This window comes from Thermus sp. FJN-A, from assembly GCF_054655095.1.
In genome coordinates this window covers 76,775-91,673 of the sequence record NZ_BAAHSC010000213.1, presented here as the reverse complement: position 1 = coordinate 91,673, position 14,899 = coordinate 76,775, and the positions used below count along the sequence as shown (strand labels likewise).

Genomic DNA, 14,899 nt, shown 5'->3' with positions numbered 1-14,899 from the left:
TTACCGGTGGGCGAGGGGGGGGTCCAGGTAGGGCCTGGGGTCCAAGGGGGTGCCGTGGCGGTAAACGGCGTAGTGCAGGTGGGGGCCGGTGGAGCGGCCCGTGGAACCCACGTAGCCCAGGACCTGCCCCCTTTCCACCCGCTGCCCCGGGCGCACCGCCAGGCGGGAAAGGTGGCCGTAGAGGCTCTGGTAACCCTCCGCGTGGTCCAAGAGGACGGCCAGGCCATAGGGGCCCATCCACCCCGCCCGGGCCACCACCCCGGTTCCCGTGGCGTAAACGGGAGTCCCGTAGGGGGCGGCAAAGTCCAGGCCGTCGTGGAACTCCCACCCGGGGCCGAAGGGGTTTCTCCGCAGGCCAAAGGGGGAACTCACGCCCCCGTGCCCCCGCAAGGGCAGGCCCAAGGGGCGGCTTCGTTCCACCTCCAGGGTGCGCTCCAGGGCGGGGGCCACCTCCTGAAGCTGGTTCCTCAGGTCCAAGACCGCGGCCCGCACCTCCGCCCAGGCCCCCATGGCCCCGCCCCCTTGCCCCCCCGCCTGGTAGCGCACGGGCCGGGCGTTCAGGGGGGAAAGCCCCGCCCGGCGGCGGAGCTCCTCTATGGCCTTCCTGAGCTCCTCCAGCTCCTTTTTGGTGCGGGCCGCCTCCTGGGTAAGGGTTTCCTTCTGGGTCCTCTCCGCCTCCAAGGCCAGGGAAAGCCTCCTGGCCTCCTGGGCAAGGGCCCGAAGGCGGGCCTCCAGGGCCCGGGCCTCCCGGCTCTTGTGCCAGAAGTAGAGGTTGGCCCCGGACCACAGGCCGAGGAGGGCGAGGAAAAGGAGAAGCGCCCATCCCGGCAGGGAAAGGGCGCGGCTCCCCCCGCCGCTTCGGGCCAGGAGGAGGGTGTAGCGCACGGGCCGCCTTTTCATCCCTGGCAGTATACCAGCCCCCTCCCCCCAAGGCCCCATCTCCCCCTTCGTCCTGGGAGATGGGAGAGTCCGGCGCCAGGCTCTTTGGCCAGCCCGCTAGGGCTTCGCGGGAACCTTTTTGGGGCCTCCACTCTGAGGTACTTAGACCACCTCGAGGACCAGGGGCAGGGGCCTGGCCTCCTCCCCCAGGGCGTAGGCCTCCCGCAGGTGCCCGAGGGCCTCCTCCAGGCCCCGGCCCCGGTGGTAGACCAGGGCCAGGGCCTCTCCCCGCTCCACCCGGTCCCCGGGCTTTTTGAGGAGGTAGACCCCCACCCCGTGGTCGATGGCCTCCCCTTTCCGCCTCCGCCCCCCGCCCAAGGCGAGGACGGCGAGGCCCACCCGGTAGGCGTCCACCTCCCGCACCACGCCTTCCTCCTGGCTCAAAAGGGGAAGCTCCTCCCCCAAGGGGAGGAGGGAGAAGTCCTCCACCACCCGGGGATCCCCCCCTTGGGCCTCGAGGAAGGCGCGGAACTTCTCCAAAGCGGCCCCGGTCTCCAGGGCCTTCCGGGCGAGGGCAGGGTCCAGCCCTTCAAGCTTCAAGGCCTCCTCCGCCAGGGCCAGGGCCACCGCCAGGAGGTCCCCAGGGCCCTCCCCCTTAAGGGCCGCGATGGCCTCCCGCACCTCTATGGCGTTGCCCACCGCTTGTCCCAGGGGGGCCTCCATGGAGGTGAGGAGGGCCCGCACCCTCCTTCCCGCCCCCTGGCCGATGGCCACCATGGTCTTGGCCAGGAGGCGGGCCTCCTCCCGGGTCTTCATGAAGGCCCCCCGGCCCACCTTCACGTCCAAGACGATGCTCCGCGCTCCCGCCGCCAGCTTCTTGCTCATGATGGAGCTGGCGATCAGGGGGACGCTCTCCACCGTGGCCGTCACGTCGCGCAGGGCGTAAAGCTTCCCGTCCAGGGGGGCGAGGTCCGGGCTCTGGGCGGCGATGACCAGGCCAACTTTCCGGGCCAGCTCCAAAAACTCCGCCTCCGTCATCTCCCCCCGCCAGCCCGGCACCGACTCCAGCTTGTCTACGGTCCCCCCGGTGTGGGCCAGGCCCCGGCCCGACATCTTGGCCACCGTGCACCCGCTTGCGGCCAGGATGGGCCCCACCACCAGGCTCACCTTGTCCCCCACCCCCCCGGAGGAGTGCTTGTCCACGGGATGGGGAAGGCCGGAAAGGTCCAAAACCTTCCCCGAGCGGGCCATGGTCTCGGTGAGCCAGAGGGTCTCCTCCAGGTCCAGGCCCCGCAGAAAGGCCGCCATGAGCCAGGCGGAAACCTGGTAGTCCGGCACCTCGTCCCGGAGGTAGCCCAGGAGGAAGGCCTCGAGGTCCTCCCGGCGGTGCTTCATCCCTTCCCGCTTCTCCCGGATAAAGAGCACGGGGTTCATGGGCCCATGCTACGCTAAGGCCATGGCCACCCGGTACCGGTTCGAGCTGGAGGAGTACGAAAGGCTCTTCCGGGGGGTACGGGACGTGGAGCTTTTGGCAGGGGAGGTCTACCGGATGAGCCCCATCGGTCCCAAGCACGCCTGGAGCGTGGCCCGGCTTAACCGCCTCTTCACGGAAGCCCTGGGGGATCGGGCCGTGGTCTGGCCGCAAAACCCCATCCGCATCCCCCCCCACTCCGAACCCCAGCCCAACCTGGCCCTTCTCCGGCCCAAAAGCTATGGGGAGGGGCTTCCCACCCCCGAGGACGTGCTCCTCCTGGTGGAGGTGGCCGAAACGAGCCTGGAGCACGACCAGGGTCTTACGCTTTCCCTCTACGCCCAGGCGGGCATCCCCGAGGTGTGGGTCCTGGACCTCCAGGAAAACCGCCTCCACGTCTACCGCACCCCCAAGGCCGGGGTATACACGGAGCACCGCATCCTCCTCCCCGGGGAGGAGGCCGAACCCCTCGCCTTCCCCGGGGTAAAGGTCCCCTGGGATTAAGCGCCAGCGCCTTGTTTCCGCCGCGCGCCTTCGGCCCTATCTCCTTCGCTGGGGCCCCCATGCCGGCCTAGGCCGGCATGGGGTGGCATTAAGCCTTCCCGACGGAGCCAAAGAGGGCCATGCGGTTTTTCACCACCTCCTTCACCGCCTCCCGGGCCGGCCCCAGGTACTTCCTCGGGTCGAACTCCTTGGGGTTTTTCCCCAGGGCTTCCCGAATGAGGGCAGTGAAGGCCAGGCGCAGGTCGGTGTCGGTGTTGATCTTGGCGATGCCCAAGGAGATGGCCTTCTTGATGTCCTCCGGGTGGATGCCCGCGGCCTCCCCGATCTCGCCCCCTGCGGCGCGGAAGCGCTCCACCAGCTCAGGGGGCACGGCGCTCGCCCCGTGGAGGACCAGGGGGGCGGGCACCAGGGCCGCGATCCGCTCCAGGCGGGGGTGGTCGATGAAGGGCCTTCCCTTCCCCTTGTAGGCCCCGTGGCTCGTGCCGATGGCCACCGCCAGGTAGTCGGCCCCCGTCCTCTCCATGAAGAGGCGGGCCTCCTCGGGGTTGGTGAGGAGGGCGTCCTTCTCGTCCACGGCCACGTGCTCCTCAATCCCCGCAAGCCGCCCAAGCTCCGCCTCCACCGTGACCCCCACCGCGTGGGCCGCCTCCACCACCCGCTTGGTCTCCCGCACGTTGGCCTCAAAGTCCTCGTGGGACTTGTCGATCATGACGCTGGTGAAGCCCTCCCTCAGGGCCCTTAGGACGCTCTCGTAGCTAGAGCCGTGGTCCAGGTGGATGGCCACGGGCACCCGGGCCTCCTGGGCCAGGGCCACCGCCATCCGGGTGAGGGCCCTTCCCCCGTACTTCAAGGCCCCTTCCGAGAGGGCCAGGATCACGGGGCTTTTCGCCTCCTCGGCGGCCTCGAGGATGGCCTGGGTCAGCTCCATGTTGTTGGTGTTGAAGGCCCCCACCCCGTAGCCCTCCGCCCGCGCCTTCTGCAGGATCTCCAAACCGGTCACCAGCATAACCGCCTCCACCCGGGATTATACCCATCCCCTTATGGAAGCGTGGAAACCCTTGGGTTGTTGGCTCCCTTGCCGCAGGAAATCCCCACCAGGCCTCCCTACCGGGGCCCCCATGCTGGCCCAAGCCAGCGTGGGGTGGTATCAGTAGGCCTGCCCCGTGGCCTTGGTGAGGAGGAGGCGGAACTCGTGGGGGCTGGTGGCGGCGGAAAGGGCGTCCTCCAAGGAGATGAGGCCCTGGGTGTAGAGCTCCACCAGGTGCTGGTCAAAGGTGCGCATGCCATGGATGGCCCCCTCCATCATGGCCTCCTTGATCTGGGGCGTCTTGTCCTCGTCCTTGATGAGCTCGCGCACATAGGGGGTGGCGATGAGCACCTCGAGGGCCAAGACCCGCCCCGTGCCGTCCGCCCGGGGCAAAAGGCGCTGGGAGAGGATGCCGAGAAGGGACTCCGCCAGGAGGATGCGCACCTGCTGGTGCTCGTGCAGGGGGAAGAACTCGATGACCCGGTTGATGGTGCGCCAGGCGTCCAGGGTGTGCAGGGTGGAGAGGACCAGATGCCCCGTCTGGGCGGCCATGAGGGCGGCCTCCACCGTCTCCTTATCCCGCATCTCCCCGATGAGGATCACGTCCGGGTCCTGGCGCATGGCGTACTTGACCCCGGAGTAGAAGCTGTCCGTGTCCAGGCCCACCTCCCGCTGCACCACCAGGCTCTTCTTGTGCCTGTGCAGGAACTCTATGGGGTCCTCAATGGTGATGATGTTCTTGGCGTAGTGCAGGTTGATGTGGTCGATGAGGGCCGCCAAGGTGGTGCTCTTGCCCGATCCCGTGGGCCCCGTGACCAGGATGAGGCCCCGCTCCTTGGCGGCGAGGCCCTCCAGCACCTCCCGGGGGAGGCCCAGGGCCTCAAAGCTCGGGATCACCTCGGCCACCACCCGCATCACCAGGCCAAAGCTCCCCCGCTGCCTCATGAGGTTGCAGCGGAAGCGGGCCACCCCGGGGATGGTGTAGGCGAAGTCCATCTCCTTGCGGTACTCCACCTCCTCCAGCTGCTCCGGGGTGAGGAGGGCCTTGGCGATGGCCTCGGTGTCCTTGGGGGTCAGGGGGCGGTTGCCGAAGGGCCTGAGCTTCCCGTCCACCCGGATGACGGGCGGGGCCCCCGCCTGCAGGTGGATGTCCGAGGCCCGGGCCTGGACCATGGCCTTGAGCATCTCCAAGAGGCTCTGCTTCCCCTCCTGGGCGTAAGCCTCGCTCATGGGTAGACCTCCAGGTTGTCGATGAGGCGCACCTCCGGGAAGCGCCCGGCGGCGATGCCCCTGGCCCCCGGGACCCAGTCGGAAAGGGGCAGGAGGGTCTCGGGGTGCACGAGGGCCAGGTAGTCCACGCGGAACTCGGGCACCTCCCGCAGCACCGCTTCCCCCTCCCGCAAGGCCAAGGCCACGCTCCCTCCCCGCTGGGCCACCTCCCGCATGGCCGAGAGGGCCCGGTAGAGGACCGTGGCCTTCTTCCGGGTCTCCGGGGCGAGGTAGACGTTGCGGCTGGAAAGGGCCAGGCCGTCCTCCTCCCGCACCGTGGGCACCCCCACCACCTCCAGGGGAAAGCCCAGGTCTCGGACCATCTTCCGGATCACCAAAAGCTGCTGGTAGTCCTTCTCCCCGAAGTAGGCCCTCTCTGGCCCCAAAAGGAGGAAAAGGCGCGCCACCACCGTGGCCACCCCCTGGAAGTGGCCGGGGCGCACCGCCCCCTCCCAGAGGGCGGTGAGGGGTCCCTCCACCCGGACCCGGGTGGCGAAGCCCTCGGGGTACATCTCCTCCACGCTGGGGGCGAAGAGGAGGTCCACCCCCGCCTCCTCCAGGAGGGTCTGGTCCCGCTTTAAGTCCCGGGGGTAACGGTGGTAGTCCTCCCCGGGACCGAACTGCAAGGGGTTCACGAAGATGGAAACCGCCACGAAGGCGTTTTCCCTCCGGGCCCTTTCCACCAGGGCCAGGTGGCCCCGGTGGAGGTAGCCCATGGTGGGCACGAAGCCCACGCCCTTCCGGGGCAGGGCCGCCCGAAGGTCGGCCACGGTGCGGACCACGTTCACGGGGCCCAGTATACTTTGCCCGTGGGCAAGAAGAAGCGGGAGGAGAAACTGAAGAAGAAGGCGCTGAAGGAGTGGGAGGAGCGAAGGCCCAAGTCCTTCCGCGAGGCCCTCAGGTACTTTCCCGGGGTCTTCCTGCGCACCACCTCGGTCATGGCCTTGGCGGTGGCGGTCCTCGTCCTCCTGGCCGGGCTTGGGCTTAGGCTAGCGGAAAGCTTCTGGTTCCAGCTTCTGGTTTACCTGGGGTTTTACCTGGCCTTCCAGAGATTCATCATGGGGCCCTTGGCTCCCCCCCGGGTCAAGTAGGGCCCTAAATCCGCTCCGCGTCGGCCCAGAAGCCCTCGAGGTCGTAGTACTCCCGGGCCTCGGGGGTCATGAGGTGGACCACCACCTCCCCGTAGTCCAGGACCACCCAGCGGGGGCTCTGGCCCTCGGTGGGCCGGGGGCGGAGGCCCTCCTCCTCCAGCTTCTCCTGCACGTGGCGCTCCAGGGCCTGCAGGTGAGGGGCGCTGGTGGCGCTGGCCACCACGAAGTAGTCCAAGCTCTCGGAAACGGCCCTCAGGTCCAGGGCCACCACCTTCTCCGCCTTCTTTTCCCAAAGGAGATCCTTGATGCGTCCGACCAGCTCTACCGCCTCCTTGGTCTTCACCATCCGCCCTCATTGTACCAGGTCCTTCCCCAGCTCCACCACCACGCCCGGCGTGGGCCCGTGGGGCAGGAGGAGGGGCAGGTGGAAGAGGTCGGCGTAGTAGGCCCCGGCCTTGAGGTCCTGGGCGTACACGGCGCTCCGCGCCACCACCGCCTCCTCCAGGATGGGCTCCACCCCCTCCCGCCGCAAAAAGGCCTCCCCCCAGAGGAGGAGGCCGCGCTCCCCTCTAAGCCGCACCGGGACCTGGGGGGGCAAGGCGGGCGGTGTCGCCCCCAGGAAGTCCTGGAGGATCCGGGCCCTGGCCGCCTCGTCCACGTAAAGGAGGGTCCCCGGCCCCTCCCAGGTGGGCAGGGTGGCCAGGGAAAGCCGCAGGCCCCGGACCCCGGGCAGGTACCCCAGCACCTCCTCCAGGGAGAGGTCGGTGTCCAGCTCCCGCCAGGCCTCCCGCAGGGCCAGGGCCAGGGCAGGCCAGGTGCGGGGGTCCTGGGCCTTCTTGAGCACCTGGCCGAGCACCCCCTTGATGCGGTCCAGGCGGGCGTAATCCCCTAGGGCATCGTGGCGGAAGCGCATGTACTTCACCGCCTCCTCCCCGCTTAGGTGCACGTACCCCGCGGGGAGGTCGATGAAGAGCCGGGCCGCCCGGTCGGTGTAGCGCATGGGCCTTTCCAGGTAGACCTCCACCCCCCCCACCGCGTCCACCACCCGGGCCACGCTCTCCAAGGTGAGGATGAGGTGCCTCTCCACCACCAAGCCCGTGGCCTCCTCCACGGCCCTCTTAAGCAGTTCCGCCCCGCCCCGGCCGTAGGCGGCGTTGATCTTGCCCCCGGCCAGGGGGCTGTAGAGGTCCCGGGGCACGGCCAGCCCCCTCACCTCCTGTCCCGCCAGGCGCACGTAGAAGATGGTGTCCGTGCGGCTCCCGGGGCCGCAGGGGGTGTGGTAGCCGCAGTAGTCGATATCCCGGGCCGCCACCACCACTGCCACCTCCGGCAAGGGCCCCACCCGCTCCGGGCGCAAGGCCTCGTTCCCCTTGCCCCGGGGCCAGGAGAGCACCCCGCCCAGGGCGAAGAGGGCCAGGCCCAAGAGGAGAAAGGAAAGCCTAGGGCGCATGGAGGCTACGGTAGACCGCGAGGGTCCTGGGGTGGATGGGAACCCCCTTGGCGGCGAGGTAATTCACCTTGTTGGCCACCGCCAGCCGGTAGGCCTCGAGGAGCCCCCCCCTTAGGGCGAGCTCCCGGATCTCCCCGTTGACCCCCCTTCCCGGCTCGGAGACATCGGCTACGTAGAGGGCCATGCCGATGCCGTTTTTGGGGTCCACCCCGTAGACATGCCCCTCCACCGCCTCCAAGATCTCCCCGTCCCCAACCCCCCAGGCCTCCGCCAGCCTCCGGGCGGCCCGGCCGTGGAGGGAGAGGGGGTGGGCCTCCTCCACCTCGTTTTCCGGGGGGGCCAGGCGCCTTAGCTCCCCCTCGGGGAGGTCCCGGGCGGCGTCGTGGAGGAGGCCGGCCAGGTACGCCCTCTCCCCGTCCAGGCCGTTGCGCTCCGCGATCTCCCGGGCCAGGTGGGCCACCCGCAGGATGTGCTCCAGGCGCTCGGGGCGCACCAGGGCCCTCACCTTCTCCAAGAGTTCACCGGTAGAGACCGTGCTTCGCAAGGTACACCTCCACGGGCCGGGGCACCCAGTGGCGCACGCTCCGCCCCTCCTTGAGCCTGCGCCTTATCTCCGTGCTGGAAATCCCCACCTCGGGCACCAGGAGGGGGACCACGGGAACGGGCACCCCCTCCAGGGAATACCCGGGCCGGGCCACGGCCACCAGGGTGGCGAGCCTGGCCAGCCGATGCCCCTCCTTCCAGGTGAGCACGTCCCGGTAGGCGTCGGCCCCGGTGATGAAGAAGATTTCATCCCCCGGATAAAGCCTCCGGGCCTCCTCCAAGGTGTCCACCGTGTAGCTGGGCCCGGGCCGGTCCAGCTCCAGGCGGGAGGCGAAGAAGCGCTCCTCTTCCGCCGTGGCCAGCAGGACCATCTCGTAGCGGGCCTCGGGAGGGGCCACCGGGGTCTTGTGGGGGGGACGGGCCGCCACCACGAAGAGCACCCGGTCCAGGCTTAGGGCGCTTGCCGCCTCGCTGGCGGCCAGGAGGTGCCCCAGGTGGATGGGGTCAAAGCTTCCGCCGAAAAGGCCCAGGCGCATCAGACCTCCGGGACGTACTCAAACTCCAGGCCCGCCAGGCGCACCACATCCCCGGCCCGCACCCCCTTGGCCCTAAGGGCCGCCTCCACCCCGTGGCGCTTGAACACCTCCTGGAGGTAGCCTGCGGCCTCGGAGAGGTCCCCCTTGAGGCGCTTGAGGTAGCGCTCCACCTCGGGGGCCCGCACCTCGTAGACCCCTTCCGCCACCGGCACCACCTCCACCCCCGCCTCTACCTCGGCCCTGGGCGCGGGCTTGGGAAGCTCGGGGGCCGGGGTGGACCGGACCAGGCTCCAGAGGGCCTCCTTAAGCTCGGCCAGGCCCTCCCCCGTGAGGGCGCTCACGGGGAGGACGGGAAGGCCCTCTTGGGCCAGCTCCCCCACCCGGGCCCTGACCTCCTCGGGGGAGAGGAGGTCCACCTTGTTGAGGGCGATGAGGCTCGGACGCTGCAGGAGGTCCTTATCGTAGGCCCCCACCTCCTCCCGCAGGGTGCGGAAGGCCCGGAGGGGCTCCTCCGTGGCGTCCAGCACGTAGAGGAGCACCCGGGTGCGGGCGATGTGGCGCAAAAACTCCAGGCCCAGGCCCTTGCCCTGGCTCGCCCCCGCGATGATGCCGGGGATATCGGCCAGGGTAAACCGCCCCTCCTCCCCCACCTCCACCACCCCCAGGTTGGGGCTCAGGGTGGTGAAGGGGTAGGGGGCGATCTTGGGGTGGGCCCGGGTGGTGGCGGCCAGGAGGCTGCTCTTCCCCGCGTTGGGGTAGCCCACCAGCCCCACGTCGGCGATGAGCATGAGCTCCAGCCTGAGCCTGCGCCGCTCCCCCTCCTCCCCCGCCTCGGCGAAGCGGGGGGCCTGGCGGGTGGGGGTGACGAAGTGCAGGTTGCCCCTGCCCCCTTCCCCGCCTCGAGCCACCAAAAGGGTCTCCCCCTCCTGGGTGAGGTCGCCCAGGAGTTCCCCGGTGTCGGCATCGTAGACCCGGGTGCCCCGGGGCACCTCTATGTAGAGGTCCCGCCCGGCCCGGCCGTGCTGGCCGCTTCCCTTGCCGTGTTCTCCGTCCTCGGCCTTGTAGGTGCGCTTGGAAAGCTCCGAGAGGGAGTCCACGCTGCCCTTGGCCCTCAGGTAGACGTTCCCCCCCCGCCCCCCGTCTCCCCCGTCCGGCCCTCCCTTGGGCACGAACTTCTCCCGGCGGAAAGAGACCGCACCGTCGCCACCCCTGCCGGCGGCGACGGTGATCTGGAGAACGTCTTGGAACACCGAGGTTAGCGGCCTACGCCAAAGGGCGCACGCTCACGAAGCGGCCCAGCCGCCCCTTGTCCTGGAACTCCACCACCCCGTCCACCAGGGCGAAGAGGGTGAAGTCCCGGCCCATGCCCACGTTCTTCCCGGGCTTGAACTTGGTGCCCCGCTGGCGGACCAGGACGTGGCCCGCCCGCACCACCTGGCCCCCGTAGCGCTTGACCCCGAGGCGCTTCGCCTGGGAGTCGCGGCCGTTCTTGGTGGAACCCAGACCCTTTTTATGCGCCATGGCTCACCCCCGGATCTCCTTGATGAGGATCTCGGTGTAGGGCTGGCGGTGCCCCTTCTTGCGGCGGTACTGCACCTTGGCCTTGAAGCGGGAGATGGTGATCTTCTTGCCCCGGCCGTGGGCGAGGACCTCCGCCACCACCTTGGCCCCCTCCACCACGGGGGTGCCCACCGCGGCTTTCTCCCCGCCGAGGAAGAGGACCGGAAGCTCTACTTGGCTGCCCGGCTCCGCCGCCAGCCTCTCCACCCTTAGCTTCAGACCGGGCTCCACCCGGTACTGCTTGCCTCCCGTCTTGACGATTGCGAACATGGCCTTCCCCTTCCCAGGGCCCCGAAGGGCCTACCGGTCTTTCACTATACCGGAGGCCCCGGGCTCCTGCAAGCCAAAGCCCCCCGTGCGGGGGGCTTTCCTGGTGGAGCCGAGGGGATTCGAACCCCTGACCTCCTCAATGCCATTGAGGCGCGCTCCCAACTGCGCCACGGCCCCAGGCAACGCCTATGGTACCGAGGGGGAGGCTTCTTGTCAACGGGGCCAGAGGCCGATGAGGAGGGCCAAGGCGGCGAAGACCGCCCCCAGGATGACGGTGAGGCGGTAGAGGCCCCCGGTGACGCCGCGGGCGGAGAAGAGGTCCGCGGAGCCGCCCATGAGGTCCCCCGCCCCCTGCTTGGGCTCCTGCACCAGCACCAGGTAGACCAAAAGCCCCGCCACGCCGAGGAAAAGGAGGATGACCAGGGTGTAGAGGAAGTCCATACCTCTCCCACTTTAGCGCGGGGAAGCGGGGGTGTCCACCCCAACGAAGGGGCAAGATGGGGCCATGGACCTGTCCGAGATCCACGCCGCCTTCCGGCGCATCGCCCCCTACACCCACCGCACGCCCCTTTTGACCTCGAGGCTCTTGGACGAGCTTCTGGGCAAGCGCCTCCTCCTCAAGGCCGAGCACCTGCAGAAGACCGGGAGCTTCAAGGCGCGGGGGGCGCTTTCCAAGGCCCTCGCCCTGGAAAACCCCAAGGGGCTTCTGGCGGTCTCCAGCGGCAACCACGCCCAAGGGGTGGCCTACGCCGCGCGGGTGCTTGGGGTCAAGGCCCTCATCGTCATGCCCGAGGACGCAAGCCCCCTCAAGAAGGCGGCCACCCGGGCCTACGGGGCCGAGGTGGTGGACCAAGGGGTCCGGGTGGAGAACCGGGAGGAGGTGGCCGAGGCCCTCCTCCGGGAGACGGGCTACGCCTTCATCCACCCCTTTGACGATCCCCTGGTCATGGCCGGGCAGGGAACGGCGGGGCTGGAGCTTCTGGCCCAGGCGGGGAAGCGGGGCCTCTTCCCCGAGGCCGTCCTCGTCCCCGTGGGGGGCGGGGGGCTCCTCGCCGGCATCGCCACGGCGGTGAAGGCCCTCTCCCCCAAGACCCTGGTCCTGGGGGTGGAGCCCGTGGGGGCCGACGACGCCAGGAGGAGCCTGGAGGCGGGAAGGATCCTCCGCCTGGAGGCGCCCCCCAGGACCCGGGCGGACGGGGTGCGCACGCTAAGCCTGGGCAAGCACACCTTTCCCATCCTCAAGGAGAAAGTGGACGGGATCCTCACGGTGAGCGAGGAGGCGATCCTCGAGGCCGAGCGCCTCCTCTTCACCCGCACCAAGCAGGTGGTGGAGCCCACGGGGGCCCTGCCCCTGGCCGCGGTGCTGGAGCACGGGGCGAGGCTTCCCAGGATCCTCGCCCTCCTCCTCTCCGGGGGCAACCGGGACTTCTCTCCCTAAGGGGGTGGGGTAAGCTTACCCCGTGATCGTCAAGGAAACCCTCCTACCCATAGAGGAAGTGGCGGCGAAGCTCGGCCTAGGCCGGGACAGGCTTTACCTCTACGGCCCCCATATGGCCAAGGTGCTGGGGGAGCCCCCAAAGGCCAAGGGCCGGCTCATCCTGGTCACGGCCATCACCCCCACCCCGGCAGGGGAGGGCAAGACCACCACGGCCATCGGCCTGGTGGACGCCCTGTGGCGCCTGGGGAAGCGGGCGGCCCTGGCCCTAAGGGAGCCCTCCCTGGGCCCCGTCTTCGGGGTCAAGGGCGGGGCCACGGGGGGCGGAAGGGCCCGCGTGGAGCCCCGGCACGAGATCAACCTCCACTTCACCGGGGACTTCCACGCGGTGACCAGCGCGGTGAACCTCCTGAACGCCCTCCTGGACAACCACCTTCACCAAGGGAACGAGCTCGGCATAGACCCCAGGCGCATAGAGCTCAAGCGGGCCATCGACATGAACGACCGGGCCCTGAGGCACGTGGTCCTGGGGCTCGGCGGCAAGGCCCACGGGGTCCCCCGGGAGGGGAGCTTTGAGCTCACCGTGGCCAGCGAGGTCATGGCCCTCATGAGCCTGGCCCGGGACTTCAAGGACCTGAAGCGGCGCCTCGGCCGGATGCGGGTGGCCTTCACCCACGAGGGCAAGCCCGTCTACGCCGAGGACCTCCAGGCGGTGGGGGCCATGGCCGCCCTCCTCCGGCAGGCCTTCCTCCCCAACCTGGTGCAGACGGCGGAGGGCAACCCCGCCTTCGTCCACATGGGGCCTTTCGGCAACATCGCCCACGGGACCAACTCCCTTAGGGCCAGCCTCTTCGCCTTGGGCCTGGCGGACTACGTGGTGCAGGAGGCGGGCTTCGCCACGGACCTGGGCCTGGAGAAGTTCATGGACGTGGTGGCCCGCGCGGGCGGGCTGGTGCCGGAGGCGGTGGTTTTGGTGGCCACCCTAAGGGCCCTCCGCTACCACGGGGGCCAGGACGCCTACGAGATGCCGGACCTCGAGGCGGTGAAAAGGGGCCTCGCCAACCTGGAAAAGCACGTGGAGAACGCGGAGCTTTTCGGCTACAAGCCCGTGATCGTCCTCAACCGCTTCCCCAGCGACGCCCCGGAGGAGATCGCCCTCGTCCAAGGCTTCGCCCAGGAGCGGGGCCTCCTCTTCGCCCTAAGCGAGGTCTACGCCAAGGGGGGGGAGGGGGGTCTGGACCTGGCGGAGAAGGTCCTCGAGGCCCTCGCCCTTCCCCACGCCTACCGGCCCCTCTATCCCCTGGAAGCCCCCCTGGAGGCGAAGGTGGAGGCCATCGCCACCCGGGTCTACGGGGCGGATGGGGTGGAGTGGAGCGAGGAGGCCAAAAGGGCCCTCAAGGCCGCCAAGAAGGAGGGTTGCGAGGCTTTGCCCGTGGTGATGGCCAAGGCCGCCACCTCCCTCTCCGACAACCCCAGGCTCCGGGGCAGGCCCAGGGGCTTCCGCGTGCGGGTCACGGACCTGAAGTGCCGCCTGGGCGCGGGCTTCGTGGTGGTCTACATGGGGGGCATAGAGACCCTCCCCGGCCTCCCCAAGACCCCCCAGGCCTTCGGGATTGACGTGGACGAGGAGGGAAACATCCGGGGTATGGATTACTAGCTAAATCCCGTGCTGGTCCGCCCGTTGCTTCTCCACGGGAAGCCCCGTGGCCCCGTGGAAGGCCTCCACCTCCTCCAGGAAGCGGCGGAAGAGGTAGAGGGCATCGTGGGGCCCGGGGGCGGCCTCGGGGTGGTACTGCACGGAGAAGACGGGGTAGCGGGTGTGGGCCATGCCCTCGAGGGTGCCATCGTTCAAGTTCACGTGGGTGGGGCGGAAGTCCTTGAGGGAGTCTATGTCCACCGCGTAGCCGTGGTTCTGGCTGGTGATCTCGATCTTCCCCGTCTGCAGGTTCTTCACCGGGTGGTTGGCCCCCCGGTGGCCGAACTTCATCTTGTAGGTGCGCCCCCCCGCCGCCAGGGCCAGAAGCTGGTGCCCCAGGCAGATGCCGAAGGTGGGCAGAAGCCCCATTAGCTTCCAGATGGTCTCGTGGGCGTACCGGGGCATGGAGGGGTCGCCGGGGCCGTTGGAGATGAAAAGCCCGTGGGGCTCCAGGGCCATGATCTGGCTGGCCGGGGTCTTCCCGGGGACCACCAGGATCTCGAAGCCTAGGGCGGCCAGGTTCTCCACGATGGCGTGCTTGATGCCGAAGTCCATGACCACGATGCGCCGCCCCGACTTCAGGGTGGGCCAGGCGTAGGGCAGAGGGGTGGAGACCTCGGGGGTCATGTCCCGGCCGTCTATGTCCGTCCAGGCCTTGGCCTCCTGGCGCAGGGCCTCGAGCTCCTCTTGGGCGAAGGCGTGGTCGGGAGGACCAAAGAGGCTCGCGTGGGCGATGGTCCCCTTCAGGACCCCCCCTTCCCGGATCTTCCGCACCAGGGCCCTTGTGTCTATGCCCTCAATCCCCACCACCCCGTAGAACTCCATGAACTCCCCCAGGGTCTGCTGGGCGCGGGGGTTGGAGGCGAAGCGGCTGAATTCCTTGGCCACGAAGCCCTTGACCCAGGGGCGGTTGGACTGCATGTCGTAGACATTCACCCCGTAGTTGCCCTGGTGGGGGTAGGTCATGACCACGATCTGCCCGTGGTAGCTGGGGTCGGTCATGATCTCCTGGTAGCCCGTCTGGGCGGTGTTGAAAACCACCTCCCCCACCGTCTTCCCCCGGGCGCCGAAGGCGTAGCCGTGGTAGACGGTGCCGTCTTCCAGCACCAAAACGGCGCGCTCCCTCACCCTAGCCATTCCTCCTCCTCTATCCCCGCTTGCTTCAGGA

At 69.3% G+C, this 14,899-nt stretch carries 18 protein-coding genes and 1 tRNA gene; 4 read left to right on the top strand and 15 right to left on the bottom strand.

All coding sequences use genetic code 11. The features are described 5' to 3' along the window. Both ACYQ0J_RS12280 and ACYQ0J_RS12275 read right to left on the bottom strand, forming a co-directional pair. Complete coding sequence (locus tag ACYQ0J_RS12280) at positions 1-900, bottom strand: peptidoglycan DD-metalloendopeptidase family protein (protein ID WP_460172395.1); 900 nt, start codon at positions 898-900, stop codon at positions 1-3. A gap of 141 nt (positions 901-1,041) precedes the next feature. After that, on the bottom strand, positions 1,042-2,313 hold the full coding sequence (locus ACYQ0J_RS12275; RefSeq protein ID WP_460172394.1) for a thymidine phosphorylase: 1,272 nt from the start codon (positions 2,311-2,313) through the stop codon (positions 1,042-1,044). Positions 2,314-2,335: 22 nt separating this feature from the next. Here ACYQ0J_RS12275 and ACYQ0J_RS12270 point away from each other — a divergent pair, with 22 nt between their 5' ends. Continuing rightward, a complete protein-coding gene (locus ACYQ0J_RS12270; RefSeq protein ID WP_460172393.1) occupies positions 2,336-2,854 on the top strand; it encodes a Uma2 family endonuclease in 519 nt (172 codons plus the stop codon). Positions 2,855-2,942: 88 nt separating this feature from the next. Here ACYQ0J_RS12270 and fba read toward each other — a convergent pair whose 3' ends face one another. From fba to panC, 3 genes are all read right to left on the bottom strand, one after another. Continuing rightward, a complete protein-coding gene (gene fba, locus ACYQ0J_RS12265; protein ID WP_460172437.1) occupies positions 2,943-3,860 on the bottom strand; it encodes a class II fructose-1,6-bisphosphate aldolase in 918 nt (305 codons plus the stop codon). A 141-nt stretch (positions 3,861-4,001) separates the two neighbouring features. Further along, the gene (locus tag ACYQ0J_RS12260) at positions 4,002-5,111 is read right to left on the bottom strand and encodes a type IV pilus twitching motility protein PilT (protein WP_460172392.1); all 1,110 of its coding nucleotides are present in this window, start codon (positions 5,109-5,111) and stop codon (positions 4,002-4,004) included. Next, positions 5,108-5,938, bottom strand: a complete 831-nt coding sequence (gene panC / locus ACYQ0J_RS12255; RefSeq protein ID WP_460172391.1) for a pantoate--beta-alanine ligase — start codon at positions 5,936-5,938, stop codon at positions 5,108-5,110. Before panC ends, ACYQ0J_RS12260 begins: the two co-directional genes overlap by 4 nt. Before the next feature lie 21 nt (positions 5,939-5,959). On the opposite strand from panC, the gene ACYQ0J_RS12250 reads away from it, so the two are divergent. Beyond that, entirely contained in the window at positions 5,960-6,241 is a 282-nt protein-coding gene (locus ACYQ0J_RS12250) for a hypothetical protein (RefSeq protein WP_460172390.1), read from the top strand. A gap of 4 nt (positions 6,242-6,245) precedes the next feature. On the opposite strand, the gene rsfS is transcribed toward ACYQ0J_RS12250, so the two are convergent. The 9 genes from rsfS to secG all read right to left on the bottom strand — a co-directional run bounded on the left by rsfS (position 6,246) and on the right by secG (position 11,041). Continuing rightward, the gene (gene rsfS, locus ACYQ0J_RS12245; protein WP_460172389.1) at positions 6,246-6,587 is read right to left on the bottom strand and encodes a ribosome silencing factor; all 342 of its coding nucleotides are present in this window, start codon (positions 6,585-6,587) and stop codon (positions 6,246-6,248) included. Positions 6,588-6,593: 6 nt separating this feature from the next. Further along, on the bottom strand, positions 6,594-7,691 hold the full coding sequence (locus tag ACYQ0J_RS12240) for an LCP family protein (RefSeq protein WP_460172388.1): 1,098 nt from the start codon (positions 7,689-7,691) through the stop codon (positions 6,594-6,596). Beyond that, positions 7,681-8,235 carry a bis(5'-nucleosyl)-tetraphosphatase (symmetrical) YqeK gene (yqeK, locus tag ACYQ0J_RS12235; protein ID WP_460172387.1) on the bottom strand — a complete coding sequence of 185 codons (555 nt, stop codon included), beginning with the start codon at positions 8,233-8,235 and terminating at the stop codon, positions 7,681-7,683. The genes ACYQ0J_RS12240 and yqeK overlap by 11 nt, the downstream gene beginning before the upstream one ends. Further along, positions 8,210-8,770, bottom strand: a complete 561-nt coding sequence (gene nadD, locus ACYQ0J_RS12230; protein ID WP_460172386.1) for a nicotinate-nucleotide adenylyltransferase — start codon at positions 8,768-8,770, stop codon at positions 8,210-8,212. Before nadD ends, yqeK begins: the two co-directional genes overlap by 26 nt. Next, positions 8,770-10,020: a GTPase ObgE gene (gene obgE, locus ACYQ0J_RS12225; RefSeq protein ID WP_460172385.1), complete on the bottom strand. Its 1,251-nt coding sequence runs from the start codon at positions 10,018-10,020 to the stop codon at positions 8,770-8,772. The genes nadD and obgE overlap by 1 nt, the downstream gene beginning before the upstream one ends. 13 nt (positions 10,021-10,033) lie before the next feature. Then, entirely contained in the window at positions 10,034-10,291 is a 258-nt protein-coding gene (rpmA, locus tag ACYQ0J_RS12220; RefSeq protein WP_460172384.1) for a 50S ribosomal protein L27, read from the bottom strand. Between the two features lie 3 nt (positions 10,292-10,294). Continuing rightward, entirely contained in the window at positions 10,295-10,600 is a 306-nt protein-coding gene (rplU, locus tag ACYQ0J_RS12215; protein ID WP_460172383.1) for a 50S ribosomal protein L21, read from the bottom strand. Positions 10,601-10,701: 101 nt separating this feature from the next. Further along, positions 10,702-10,777: transfer RNA gene (locus tag ACYQ0J_RS12210), tRNA-Ala, on the bottom strand. A gap of 36 nt (positions 10,778-10,813) precedes the next feature. Then, a complete protein-coding gene (gene secG / locus ACYQ0J_RS12205; protein ID WP_460172382.1) occupies positions 10,814-11,041 on the bottom strand; it encodes a preprotein translocase subunit SecG in 228 nt (75 codons plus the stop codon). Between the two features lie 64 nt (positions 11,042-11,105). Between secG and ACYQ0J_RS12200 the strand changes: the two genes are divergently transcribed. Next, positions 11,106-12,038, top strand: a complete 933-nt coding sequence (locus ACYQ0J_RS12200) for a threonine/serine dehydratase (RefSeq protein ID WP_460172381.1) — start codon at positions 11,106-11,108, stop codon at positions 12,036-12,038. A 22-nt stretch (positions 12,039-12,060) separates the two neighbouring features. Beyond that, a complete protein-coding gene (locus ACYQ0J_RS12195) occupies positions 12,061-13,692 on the top strand; it encodes a formate--tetrahydrofolate ligase (RefSeq protein ID WP_460172380.1) in 1,632 nt (543 codons plus the stop codon). On the opposite strand, the gene carA is transcribed toward ACYQ0J_RS12195, so the two are convergent. Further along, positions 13,693-14,868 (bottom strand): glutamine-hydrolyzing carbamoyl-phosphate synthase small subunit, encoded by a 1,176-nt coding sequence (gene carA, locus ACYQ0J_RS12190; protein ID WP_460172379.1) that lies wholly within the window; start codon positions 14,866-14,868, stop codon positions 13,693-13,695. Positions 14,869-14,899: the final 31 nt, after the last annotated feature.